Below are 13,375 nucleotides of genomic sequence, written 5' to 3' on the forward strand. Positions count from 1 at the left end.
TTTTTTTCTAAAAAAATATGAAAAAAGAGTATCGAATTAAGAAGAATGAAGATTTCCAATCCATCATTAAAAAGAAAAAATCAATAGCAAACAGACAGTTTGTCATTTATTTTGATCAAAACAAAGATCATTTAAGAGTGGGAATCTCAGTAAGTAAAAAATTAGGTCATGCTGTTGTTCGAAATAGAATAAAAAGACAAGTCAGAATGATGGTTCAGCAGGTTTTTGATAACAATCAAAAGATGGATTTTATTATTATAGTGAGATATCAGTTTTTAAATCAGAATTATCATGATAATTTAGAAAGCCTTGTATCTCTATATAATAAAATAAATAGAAGGATGGAAAAGTAACAATGTATTTAGATCAACGTACAAAGAAATTTTTAAAAGCATTTGCTTTAGTAGCTGTGGTCTTCGTATTAGTTGGATGTACAAGTAATCTTGATCAAAATGGACAACTGATTGCATCACGTGCTATTAATGAGTCAACTCCTTGGAGTTTAAAGAATTTAGGTTTTTTTGATTTTATTTTAACTTATCCAATTGCGAGAGGTATTTTATTTATCAGTAATATGTTAGGTAATGTTGCTTGGGGTGTTGTGGGAATGACAATTTTCATCAATATTCTGATTTTACCTATCATGATTAAATCAACAGAGTCAACTCAAAAGATGCAATTAATTCAACCAGAAATGGAAAGAATTCAAAGAAAATATGCTGGAAGAAGAGATCAGGCCTCTCAAATGCGTCAAAGTGCTGAAATTCAAGCTTTATATAAAAAGCATAATATCAGCATGTTAAGCAGTTTTTCAACATTCTTGACATTACCAATCATGCTTGCAGTTTGGCAGGCAGTGCAAAGAGTTGAAATATTGTATACTTCAACATTATTTGGATTAAAATTAGGAATTACGCCAATATCAGCCATTACAGAAGGAGAATGGGCTTATATCGTTATTGTAGCATTGGTTGGTTTAACACAATATTTTGCGATTGAAATCAATAATATTATGTTAAAGAGAAATCCAAGATATAAGGTTTCAAAACAACAACAATCAATGAAAACAATGAATATTGTCATGACTGTTATGATTGTATGGTTTGCAGTATCAATGCCAACAGCAATGTCATTATACTGGATTACAACAAGTTTAATTACAATTGCAAGAACAGTTTATATTCAACTATATCACATTGAAAAGAAAAAAGATAAATAAGGACTGGGCAAAACTATGAAGACATATGAAGGAAAAACATTAGATGATGTGATTCAACATGCTTGCCAAGATTTAGGAATTACTCCTGATGAATTGACATATGAAATTATTGAAGAAAAAAAGGGATTATTTTCTAAAAAAGTTGTGATTGAATGTTATTGTCAGAGTATGGTTCAGGAATATTTAGAAAACTTTGTAAGAAAGACACTTACAAATATGGAATTTCAAGTAGAAACTGTTTCATATACTCAAGATGGACGTATTTATTGTAATATTAATACAGATAATAATTCTATTTTAATTGGTAAAAATGGGGTTATTCTAAGAGCATTTAATTTTATCGCAAGACAAGCTGTACAAAATGAATTTAAGAAAAGATTTGAAATTAGCTTAGATATTAATGGATATAAAGAAAATAGATATAGAAAAGTTTCAGCTATGGCAAAAAGACTTGGTAAACAAGTCTTACGTACAAAGATAGATGTGAAACTTGATCCTTTACCTGCTGATGAAAGAAAAGTGATTCATCAAACAATTTCTGAAATGGGTCCACATTTAAAAACTGAAAGTCAGGGAGAAGGAAAAGGAAGATTTACGACAATTTCATATGTTGATTAAACTCTATCATGGATAGAGTTTTTTTAATTATACATAAGATTTTCATTTGTTTATGATAGAATGAACTTGAGTGGGAATCATGAAAAGAAAAATCATAGCCATACTTGTATTGTTTATTGTTGTGGTAGGAGGGTCAAGTTTAAAAATGAAGCAACCTTCTTATCAATATGAAACATTAACGATTTATGGAAAACAAGAAAAGCCGATTCAATATTCCATTCACAATCAAGATAAGATTGATTTATTAGTTAAGACATGAAATCAGTCTATTCATGTTCAAAATGCTCAAAAGGATTATGAAAAAACAAAAGGATCCACATATCAAATTGAATTAGATGATCAACAAGTATATATCATCAATGGAAATGATATAATCAAAGATCAAAAAGCTTATTTATTAGAGAATAAAATAGATATTTTTAATATATTTGATGAGTAAGAAAGCAGAAATGTTTTCTTTTTTTTTAGATATGTTATAATGGGAAAAGTTGTAGAATGGAGGGTATATTATGAAGATTATGAGAAAGTTTATACAATATTATAAACCATATAAAACAGTTTTCTTTTTAGATATGATCTGTGCCATGATTATCAGTCTTATTGATTTGGCTTTTCCTCAAATCTTAAATTATTTAAATGATACATTATATATCGCTGATCATCAGACAATTATTCAAAGTTTATTCTGGTTAGCCATCTTTTTACTGATTATGTATGCTATTCGTGCATTATGTAAATATTATGTATCAGCACAGGGACATATTATGGGTGCTCAAATGGAAAGAGATATGAGAAAAGATTTATTTGATAAGTTTGAACAATTATCTTTTTCTTATTATGACCGTAATAATACAGGGGAAATGATGAGTAAGTTAGTAAGTGATTTATTTGATATTTGTGAGTTTGCTCATCATGGACCAGAAAATGTATTTATATCATTACTTAAAATTATAGGTTCATTTATTTTATTAATGTATATTCATGTTCCTTTAACTATCTTATTGATGATTGTAACATTATGTATGTTGTTGTTTTCATTAAAACAAAACAAATCTATGCAACAGACATTTATGGATAATCGTCAAAAGATTGCAGGTGTTAATGCCTCTTTACAGGATACTTTAGCTGGAATTAGAGTTGTGAAATCTTTTGCAAATGAAGATATTGAAAGACATAAATTTGCAAGAAGTAATGAAAGATTTTTACAAAGTAAGAAAAATAATTATCATTGTATGGGAAAATTCCAAGGTGGTAACAATTTCTTTCAGGGACTTTTATATGTTACGATTTTAGTTGCTGGGGGATTCTTTATTGCTGAAGGATCATTAGAACCTGTCGCTCTTGCAACTTATGCTTTATATATTAATATCTTTATTACTCCAATTGAAGTCTTAGTAGAATTTACAGAAATGCTTCAAAAAGGTTATTCAGGATTCAAAAGATTCAATGAAGTGATGGAAACTCAAGTTGAAATTCAAGATGCTCCAGACAGTCATGATTTAGTTAATGTTCAGGGTGTTATTGATTATAAAGATGTGAGCTTTGGATATGATGATGAAAAAGTATTAGATCATCTCAATATTCATATTGATTCAGGAAAATCTATTGCATTAGTTGGTCCATCTGGTGGAGGAAAAACAACCATTTGTTCATTGTTACTTCGTTTTTATGATGTAACAGGTGGAAGTATTGAAATAGATGGTCAAGATATTAGAAAATTAACTCTCAAATCATTACGCCAATCTATTGGGATTGTACAACAGGATGTATATTTATTTACTGGGTCTATCAAAGAGAATATTTCTTATGGAAAACCAGATGCTAGTGATGAAGAAATTATTGAAGCAGCTAAAAAAGCCAATATTCATGATTTTATTATGAGTTTACCTGATGGTTATGATACATATGTTGGTGAAAGAGGTACACGTTTAAGTGGAGGACAAAAACAACGTATTTCTATTGCGAGAATATTCTTAAAAGATCCAAAGATTTTAATTCTTGATGAAGCAACAAGTGCATTGGATAATGAAAGTGAACGTCATATTCAAAAAAGTCTAGAAGCCTTATCAAAGAATCGTACTTGTATTACAATTGCTCATAGACTTTCTACAATTAGAAATGCTGATGAAATTATTGTGATTGGTAATAATGGTATTGTAGAGAGAGGAACACATCAGTTCTTATTAAATAAAAATAATGTTTATGCGAAATATTATCGTTTACAATTTGAAGGATTGGAAGAAAATGCTTAAAGAAGGACAAACTGTCTATTTTATTGTACAAGGTATCGTCATGAGTGGGACAGTCATTAATGTAAAAGGAAATGAGAAATCTTATACTTTTGAAATTGAAGGATTTGGTAACTGTAGTGGACCTCATCAAATTTCATCTCAACAAATTCATTATTCTATTTTCTTAGATGAAAAAGAAGCTCAAAAATATAAAGATTATCCCACTATGTATTTACAAAACTATTGTTAATATTATTAAGGTTTTGACTTATTTTAAAGTCAGAACCTTTTTACATATGATAAAATATTTTGTGACACAAGTTTTTCATATTTTTATGTTATGTTTATAAATAATAAAGAAAGGAGGATATATTTGAAAGATATATCATCGTTCAAATTTATAAGGTTATGAAAGAATTTTTTAAAAATAAAAGAAATGTTGTAAATGTATTATATATATTCATAGTGATGTGTGTGTTTTTAGCTTTAATGGGTATGTTATTTTCTCAAGATTCAAATTATTTTTTCCCTATTTATGCTAATGAGTATGTTGCATGGTTTTGTTATATAGGAAGTGATTTATTTCTGGTATTGTCTATAGTATTATGGCTGACATCATGGAAATGTCCTCATTGCGGGAAAAAACTATATAAACATTTCATTTCAAAATCATTAAATGAATGTCCTTATTGTCATAGAAAAAAGTATTTTTAAAAGATAAAATAAAAGCAATGATTCTATAAAGATTCATTGCTTTTGTTTATAATTGTTAGTATTAAAAACAGAAATTATTCTGCTTTTGTTATAATGCATTGTTTTTTATAGAAAGATATACCATATCCTATGACATGTTCGTATCCTTCTTCTATCAGTCCTTCAATATATTTCTGTCTGATAATCTGTTCACTTGCTTTGGCACTGTCTTTTCTTAGTTCCTTGATACCAGTTGAATGTTTACATTCTATAATCAGTGCTGTATCAAGTATACTGTAAGGAAGCACTGCTATATCAAATCTTCCTTCTCCACTTTCCCTGTTGGATTGAACTGTATAACCATTAGCCTTTAAAAAGCCTACCATGAAACCATGATAGAAGTTTTCATAGTTATCATAATAGCTGATGCTCTGTTGGAGAACATCCTGCAATAAGCGATTAGCTTTCATGACATCTTCTTGTATCAAAGCTTCTATGAATGACAAATCTCTTTTTCTTTGATAGCTGTCAAACCATTTCATAAAGATATCTTCATAGATATATTTGACTTCTTTATTAGGAATCACAAGTTCATAGGTATAAGGATGATCATTATCAACCTTACTCTTGATTTTCAGATAACCAGTAAACAACAGAAAACTATAGACATTGTCATTCATTGTCTGAATACTATGAAAGTCCATTTCTCGATACGTCAGTTCAGGAACAATCTTCTTGATGATGCTTTGACCATTGATCAATCTTTCAAATTCTTCCTTCATTGTCATCGTTGCATATTCGATATATGTTTTAACAAGATCATTGCTGCTGGTATTCGCCCAGAAAGATACAGCCTGAAAATGATCATCATTCAGTAATTTCTTGACATAGTTCAAGGCACTCCATGAATTATAGATTTCCGTCTTTCCAAACAGATAGCCATCATACCATTCCTTCATCTCTTGACGATTATCCATAAGATTATAGTATTTCAAAAGTTCATCAATTTCTTCTTGGGTTAATCCAAAGCAATCAGATGCCTCTACATCCGTGATGGTTCTGACTGTAAAGTTGTTAAGACCTGTAAAGATGCTTTCTTTAGATATTCTAAGACAGCCAGTCAATACTCCTCTTTCCAGTGCATCATTAGTTTTTAAAGCAGATGAAAAGACACTTCTTATAAAATCAACCATTTCATCATAGTAACCATGATGATAGGCACTCTGTAAAGGCACATCATATTCATCTATGAGAATGATGACTTTTTGATGATAATGTTTTTCTAAAAAAATACTCAAGTTATACAAAGCATCTCTTAAATCACTCTCAGAAGATTTTTTATAATGATAGTTATCAATGATTAATTTTTCAGCTTCACTTAAATATGGACTGTCCTTTAATTCAAAATAATCTTCAACAACTTTTGAAATCATAGCTTTAAATTTATCTATTTGCAAATTCATATTTTCTCTAGATAAATCTTTCAAAGATAGAAAAATGACAGGATATTGATTTTGATGAAGCATGAGATGTTGATGTTTTGATACATTCAAACCCTCAAAAAGATAAGTATTCTCTTTTTCCTGATTAGAAAAGAAATAATAAAGCATACTCATGTTTAACGTTTTTCCAAAACGTCTAGGTCTTGTATACAGCATGACCTTATCACTTAAGACATCATCTATAAGCATTGTCTTATCAACATAATAATAATTCTTATCCATGAATTCTTTAAAATTTTCTGTTCCTGTTGTGATACGCTTCATTATAATCTTTCCTTTCTTTATGATTACATTATACCATAGCAATTTATAAAAGTCATTGAGATAGATAGGGTTCAATAATGAGATTTTTAAACAACAAAAGTAGAATAAGTCTATAAAGTGTTGTTGGTGGTACTTCTATTGATAAATATGTCAAAAAGAATATGATAAAAATATAGATAGATATATGCTGTAAGCAATAAAATGAATAAAAATCAAGTTTTTTTTCAAAAAAGACTTGACTGTAAAGTGACTCTATAGTGTTCAATGAAGGCAGAAAAGGAAAGAAAATCAAATGTGAGGAGGAAAATGATATGTTAAAGAGTCATTTAGGTTTTCAAAAAACAACGAATAAAGTGAGCATTGGAAGAAGATTAACAAAGTCATTATTAAAAAGAAAGATTTTTATTCAAGTCATTCTTTCATGTTTATTAGGTGTTGCGATGTATTATGGTGTTAATACAAGCTTATCTGTTTTGGTTGGAACAATGATTTTATTTATAGTCATTCAAGTTATTGCTTATGGATTAGGATTAGGTGAAATGAATACTTTATCTATACAGCCACATAGTCAGTTATTTGTAGAGTTTGATGATTCTGGAATTCATTATGTTGATAATAAAACTTTTAAAGAAAGAATAAAATATGCAAGAGATGTGCTTAAAGGAAAAGAACAACTTCATCATGTTCATTATGATCAGATTGATCATGTTCAAGTCCAAAAAGTTACAAGATTTATGAAAATTCCCGGATCAAATCTTGCAACAGAAATGAACACATATGATTATTATTTTCAATTAAAAGATGGGAAAACATATAATCTGATTAATGCTATGATTCTTCAAGATGATGGCCAGAAAATTGATACTATTTTAAATCAATATATACAAAATAAACAGGAGAATAAATAAAATGAAAAGAAAAATATTGATGATTTTAATGAGTTTTGTATTAGTAGGATGTGGAAAAGCAGATGTTCCTAGTTTTGATGATGCGAATACTACAGATGTGAATGGTTATCATACTTATTATAATATGGATAAGTTATGTGCCCAATTAGAAAGAGTAGATAAAAAATATGATATGACTGATCCTCAAGATATGATGAATCAAGTGGATTATGTTTTTGTTGGAACAATGGATCAATATGACAAATCTCAAATTTATGATAATGGAAAAATTAAACAAAGTATGAAAATTACAATTAAGAAGATGATCAAAGGTCAATTAGATCAACAAGTGACTATATGGCGAGATGGTGGAAGTGTATCGGCTTCAACTTATGCTAACTATCCAAAAGAAACTTTGTTAGATAAAGGCAGTTTAGAACAGCTACCAGATCAAATTAGAAGTACAGCATATGTTGAGGTTGTACCAGAAGCTTATTTTAGAGCACAACAACAAAAAGATTATTTGTTCTTTGTCAAAGAAAAAGAAAATTTAGAAGTTTATAATGATGCTTATGGTATGTTAGAAATGATTGATGAAGAACATGCTAAAAATGTTTATACTGATGCAAAATGTAATATTTCTCAGTTAAAATCATAAAGGGGATGTAAACAATGAAATTTGCGATAAAAAATTTATTGAGGCAAAAGAAAATATCTTTATTATTTGGTATAACTATTATGATTATGGCTGTAATCTGTTATATTTTCTTAGCATTACTATATGATCCTTATTTTGCATTAGATGTCAGTTATTATAGTAAGATGATGATGGGTTCAGCTACAACACTATTTGTTGTGATGTTTACTGGATGTCTGATTATTTATACGAATATCTATGTTTTAGAAAATAAGAATCAAGAGATTTCTTTAATGAAAATATGTGGGATGACAAATAAAAGATTTATTTTCTATCTTTTTTATCAAAATACATGTCTTTATTTCATCGGAAGTCTTGTAGGCATTCTACTTGGTATTTTGATAACACCTTCTATGATAAATTATTTATATGTTCTTATAAATATCAATGCTGATGTTTATATTTTAAAAGATACACTCTTTCAAACAATATTAATGATGTCTTGTTTATATGTGATTTCTTTGATTTTAAATATTGGCTATGTGTATCGTGGAAATATAATCAAGATGTTGAATGGAACAAAACAAAATAAATATCGAAAAGCAACATTTATAACTCTTTCAAGCCGAATTTATATCATTATTTATCTTTGTGGTTTATTATTAACTATTTTTAATGAACATCAAACAACAGCATATATTATCTTTTCAGTTATAGGAGCTATAGGAACATATGGAATCATAAGATATGTTATACCTGAATTTATTGAAAAGAAAAAAAGCACAAAATGGTTGAATCAAGTTGATCAACTGATTGTCTATGGTGAAATCTTTTTAAAACTAAAATATACAGTTTTATTTATACAAATATTTATGATTGTAAGTATTATTATGGTCACTTTGGTTTGTTTTAATCTTGATAACAGTATTGAGATGTATAGAATGATTATAGCTTATATCATTATGTTACCAATGATTATGTTTTGTATGACATATAAGAATTTAATGATGAATCATCAAAAGAAAAAATCACTACAACTTATTCATAAAATGGGAATGACAAAAATACATCAACTGACTTTATTAAAAAAAGAATGGTTACTTTTCTATATGATGGTGAGTTTATTACCAGGTTTATATATTATTGTTATTTTTATAAAATTCTATATCTTGAGTCATATGTCATTCACTATTATTGCAGTGATTATGGGTTATTTTATATGTAATGTATTGATATCAATGCTGATTTGTTATTATTCAACAAAACAATATTTAAAGGAGGATTTGTTATGAATGATGTTATTATAGTGGCTCAAAGTCTAACAAAAATATATGACCAGATGACAGATTATCCAGTGAAATCATTGGATCATGTTTCTTTAGAAGTGAAAGATGGAGAATTTATTGCTATTATGGGGCCATCGGGTTCAGGAAAAACAACTTTAATTCAATGTCTGTCAACGATGGATCAACCTACAGATGGTCAGGTTTATTTATATGGTCAACCCTTATCTCATTTCACTGATTATGAAATTTGTCAGTTTAGAAATCAAAAAATTGGTTTTATATTTCAAGATTATCAACTCTTAGATTATTTAACAATTGAAGAAAACATTGCTTTTCCCTTATCAATGAATAATGTCCCTACCAACAAGATTAAAGAAAGAGTACAAAAAATTTCTTATAAAATAGGAGTTGAAGATATATTAAAAAAATATCCGGGAGAATGTTCAGGAGGACAAAAACAAAGAGTTGCCATAGCAAGAGCATTTATAGGGCAACTAGAGATGATTATTGCTGATGAACCTACAGGAAATCTCGATAGTCAAAATACCTTTGAATTAATGAATATTTTAAAAGCATTTCATGAAAAAGAACATAAAACGATTGTATTAGTCACTCATGATGTTATGGTTGCATCTTATGCATCAAGATTATTATATATACAAGATGGAAAAATAACAGAACAGTTGCATAGAGATGATTTTCAAAATCAAAATGAATACTTTAAACATATTGTGAAATTGAATTCTCAAGAAAGATATATGTTATTTCAAAATGGATGAAGGAAACTTTTTGTTTCCTTTTTTCTATATCTGCATAGATATTTTGAAAAGATATTGTTATACTATATGAAAAAGAAAGGAAATGATTTCATGAATGATGATATTATTGTTGCTATAGCAACTTCAAGATTAGAAGCAGCTATATCTATTATTCGTTTAAGTGGAAAAGGATGTATTGCTTTTGTTCAACAGTTTTTTACTGGAAAAATCATGGATAAAGCAAGTCATACTATTACATATGGATTTATTAAAGATCAAGATGAAAAAGTTGATGAAGTTTTGGTTAATATATATCGTGGACATAGAACTTTTACGGGAGAAGAAATGGTAGAGATTAACTGTCATGGTGGTATCTTTATTACTCAAAAGGTTTTGAATCTTTGTTTAAAGATGGGTGCACGTATGGCAGAACATGGAGAGTTTTCAAAACGTGCTTTCTTAAATGGACGTATTGATTTATCACAAGCAGAAGCTATTAGTGATTTAATTAGTGCTAAAAATGATTATGCTTCTCAATTAGCATTAAGAGGAATTCAAGGCAATATCAGTCATTTTATTGAAGATTTAAAAGAAGATCTCATTCAGATTATTACACAGATAGAAGTCAATATTGATTATCCTGAATATGAAGATGTTGAAGAATTAACAGCTCAATCTCTACTTCCTAAAAGTATACAATTACAAGAAAAAATGAATCATATTATTGATTCATCTAAAAATGTTCATTTATTAAAAGATGGTATTTCAACAGTGATTATAGGAAAACCTAATGTTGGAAAATCAAGCTTGTTAAATGCTTTATTAGATGAAGATAAAGCCATTGTTACAGATATTGCTGGAACGACAAGGGATATTGTTGAAGGAACGATTCGATTAGATCATATTGTTTTAAATATGATTGATACAGCGGGTATCAGAGATACTGATGATGTTGTTGAAAATATTGGTGTTCATAAATCAAAAGAACTGGTTCATAAAGCAGATTTAGTATTATTGGTATTAGATGGTTCTCAACCATTAACTCAAGAAGATTATGAATTATTAGAGTTATCAAAGGATACACAAAGAATTATTGTCATTAATAAAAAGGATCAGGGAGAAATCAAAGATATTGATGGTATTGCAATTAGTGCTAAGAATCATGATATTGAACCATTAATTCAAAAGATTAAAGCTATGTTTGAATTAGGACAAATTACTTCATCACAAGATGATATTCTTGCAAATGCAAGACAAATTCAATTATTAGAAAAAGCAAATCAATCATTAAAAAATGCTATTCAAGCAATGCAAGAATATGTGCCAACTGATTTAATTGTTACAGATTTATATGAAAGTTGGGAAAGTTTAAAAGAGATTTTAGGAGAAAGAGCAAAAGAGGACTTACTGGATGAGTTATTTAAACGCTTTTGTATAGGTAAATAATGTGAAAAAGTATCAGTTTTTAGCAGAAAGATATTATAAATTTTTTAAATATTTAAGAAGAATAGGGTTAATAAGTGTTATTGTTTTCTTAGTTGTAACAGCATTTAATAGAGGAAATCAGACTTTATCGCTGATTAGTTACTTTGCAATACTTGTTACCTTAGCATGTCTTTTGGAATGTGTTATTCTCTATATTCTATATCTGATATTTAAAAATAAATGAAAAAGATGAGTTGATTCATCTTTTTTTATTGAAATAACTTGAATATTCAATCATATCATTTCAAAAAAAGAAAAGATCATATTTTCTAATGAAAGAGTGCTATAATATGCAAGCGAAGAAATGGGGAGGAAAATCATGAATAAAAGTTATGAAATTGATATGTGTCATGGTCCATTATTAAAACAAATTATTATATTTTCTGTGCCATTGATGCTATCAGGAATATTACAATTATTATTTAATGCAGCTGATATTATTGTTGTGGGGAGATTTACTGGCAGTGATGCATTAGCAGCTGTAGGATCAACAAGTTCATTAATCAATTTATTAGTGAATCTGTTCATAGGAATATCGGTTGGAGCCAATGTTTTATTTGGAAGATTTTGTGGGGCTCACGATGATAAAAATGCATCAGAAACAGTACATACGGCTATTTGTACTGCTATTTATGGTGGAATTATTATGATTTTTGTAGGTAATATATTTGCAAGACCACTTTTGGAATTAATGGGAACACCTCAAAATGTGATTGATTTATCAACAATATATATGCATATCTATTTTATTGGTATGCCTGGTTTTATGGTTTATAATTTTGGGGCAGCCTTATTACGAACTGTTGGGGATACCAAAAGACCACTTTATTATTTAACTTTTGCAGGAATTATTAATGTTATTTTCAATTTAATCTTTGTTATTGTTTTTCATTTAGGTGTTGCAGGAGTCGCCATTTCAACAATGATGTCTGAATGTATATCAGCAGTATTAGTGTTAAGATGTTTAATTCATGCTGATGGTGTTTTAAAATTATCTAAAGATCAATTACGTTTTCATAAAGATAAATTAATAAAAATGTTGCAAATTGGATTACCTGCAGGATTACAAGGAATGGTATTTAATATTTCAAATGTTTTAATTCAATCATCAGTGAATTCATTTGGATCTATTATTGTTGCTGGAAATACTTCAGCAAGTAATATTGAAGGATTTGTCTATACGGCTATGAATTCTATTTATCAGACATCCTTAAGTTTTACCAGTCAAAATATGGGAGCAAAGAATTATTCAAGAGTGAATCAAATTCTTGTGAGATGTTTAGTTGTTGTTAGTATTATTGGATTTGTTTTAGGTTTTGGAGCATACTTGTTAGGAGATGTTTTATTAACTATTTATTCAACTGATCCACAAGTTATTTCTGCTGGGCTTATTCGTTTAAGTATTGTCAGTGCATCTTATTTTTTATGTGGTATTATGGATGTCATTGTAGGAAGTTTAAGAGGTATGGGATACTCAGTCATGCCTATGCTTATCTCTTTAACAGGAGCCTGTTTATTCCGTGTTATTTGGATATTTACAGTCTTCCAAATGAATCATTCTCTCTTTGTTCTTTATATTTCTTATCCAATTTCATGGATTTTGACATTAAGTGCTCAAATGATCTGTTACTTAAAAGTAAGAAAACATGCTTTTGTATAAATCAGCTTATAAAGCTGATTTCAGGCTGTTGACAAAGTGGTAGAATTTTTTATTAAATCTACCACTTCTTTTTATTTTTTATGCAAATTGATAAATTTGTACTATTTTCCTTATATGTCTTTCTTTTTTGTTCGG

General features: G+C 28.4%; 13 protein-coding genes. 12 read left to right on the plus strand and 1 reads right to left on the minus strand.

All coding sequences use genetic code 11. The features are described 5' to 3' along the window. Positions 1 to 17 precede the first annotated feature (17 nt). The 6 genes from rnpA to B5G32_RS03105 all read left to right on the plus strand — a co-directional run bounded on the left by rnpA (position 18) and on the right by B5G32_RS03105 (position 4,318). Complete coding sequence (rnpA, locus tag B5G32_RS03080) at positions 18 to 353, plus strand: ribonuclease P protein component (RefSeq protein WP_087245087.1); 336 nt, start codon at positions 18 to 20, stop codon at positions 351 to 353. 2 nt (positions 354 to 355) lie between these two features. Then, on the plus strand, positions 356 to 1,219 hold the full coding sequence (locus tag B5G32_RS03085) for a YidC/Oxa1 family membrane protein insertase (protein ID WP_087935822.1): 864 nt from the start codon (positions 356 to 358) through the stop codon (positions 1,217 to 1,219). Between the two features lie 15 nt (positions 1,220 to 1,234). Further along, positions 1,235 to 1,837, plus strand: coding sequence for a Jag family protein (locus B5G32_RS03090; protein ID WP_087297276.1), 603 nt, complete (start codon positions 1,235 to 1,237; stop codon positions 1,835 to 1,837). A gap of 79 nt (positions 1,838 to 1,916) precedes the next feature. After that, the gene (locus B5G32_RS03095) at positions 1,917 to 2,096 is read left to right on the plus strand and encodes a hypothetical protein (protein ID WP_087935823.1); all 180 of its coding nucleotides are present in this window, start codon (positions 1,917 to 1,919) and stop codon (positions 2,094 to 2,096) included. A 250-nt stretch (positions 2,097 to 2,346) separates the two neighbouring features. Continuing rightward, on the plus strand, positions 2,347 to 4,089 hold the full coding sequence (locus tag B5G32_RS03100) for an ABC transporter ATP-binding protein (protein WP_087935824.1): 1,743 nt from the start codon (positions 2,347 to 2,349) through the stop codon (positions 4,087 to 4,089). Further along, positions 4,082 to 4,318, plus strand: coding sequence for a hypothetical protein (locus tag B5G32_RS03105; RefSeq protein ID WP_087304820.1), 237 nt, complete (start codon positions 4,082 to 4,084; stop codon positions 4,316 to 4,318). The genes B5G32_RS03100 and B5G32_RS03105 overlap by 8 nt, the downstream gene beginning before the upstream one ends. A gap of 538 nt (positions 4,319 to 4,856) precedes the next feature. Here the strand turns inward: B5G32_RS03105 and B5G32_RS03110 are convergent. Next, positions 4,857 to 6,527, minus strand: coding sequence for an AAA family ATPase (locus B5G32_RS03110; RefSeq protein ID WP_087304819.1), 1,671 nt, complete (start codon positions 6,525 to 6,527; stop codon positions 4,857 to 4,859). 311 nt (positions 6,528 to 6,838) lie between these two features. Between B5G32_RS03110 and B5G32_RS03115 the strand changes: the two genes are divergently transcribed. From B5G32_RS03115 to B5G32_RS03145, 6 genes are all read left to right on the plus strand, one after another. Then, a complete protein-coding gene (locus tag B5G32_RS03115; RefSeq protein ID WP_087935825.1) occupies positions 6,839 to 7,435 on the plus strand; it encodes a hypothetical protein in 597 nt (198 codons plus the stop codon). A 1-nt stretch (position 7,436) separates the two neighbouring features. Continuing rightward, a complete protein-coding gene (locus B5G32_RS03120) occupies positions 7,437 to 8,072 on the plus strand; it encodes a hypothetical protein (RefSeq protein WP_087304817.1) in 636 nt (211 codons plus the stop codon). 14 nt (positions 8,073 to 8,086) lie between these two features. Beyond that, positions 8,087 to 9,343 carry an FtsX-like permease family protein gene (locus B5G32_RS03125; RefSeq protein WP_087935826.1) on the plus strand — a complete coding sequence of 419 codons (1,257 nt, stop codon included), beginning with the start codon at positions 8,087 to 8,089 and terminating at the stop codon, positions 9,341 to 9,343. Further along, positions 9,340 to 10,116, plus strand: coding sequence for an ABC transporter ATP-binding protein (locus B5G32_RS03130; RefSeq protein WP_087935827.1), 777 nt, complete (start codon positions 9,340 to 9,342; stop codon positions 10,114 to 10,116). The genes B5G32_RS03125 and B5G32_RS03130 overlap by 4 nt, the downstream gene beginning before the upstream one ends. A gap of 90 nt (positions 10,117 to 10,206) precedes the next feature. After that, entirely contained in the window at positions 10,207 to 11,541 is a 1,335-nt protein-coding gene (gene mnmE, locus B5G32_RS03135) for a tRNA uridine-5-carboxymethylaminomethyl(34) synthesis GTPase MnmE (protein WP_087935828.1), read from the plus strand. 358 nt (positions 11,542 to 11,899) lie between these two features. After that, positions 11,900 to 13,240 carry an MATE family efflux transporter gene (locus tag B5G32_RS03145; protein ID WP_087935829.1) on the plus strand — a complete coding sequence of 447 codons (1,341 nt, stop codon included), beginning with the start codon at positions 11,900 to 11,902 and terminating at the stop codon, positions 13,238 to 13,240. Positions 13,241 to 13,375: the final 135 nt, after the last annotated feature.

Source organism: Massilimicrobiota sp. An80 (genome assembly GCF_002159255.1).
Taxonomy (GTDB): domain Bacteria; phylum Bacillota_I; class Bacilli_A; order Erysipelotrichales; family Coprobacillaceae; genus Allocoprobacillus; species Allocoprobacillus merdigallinarum.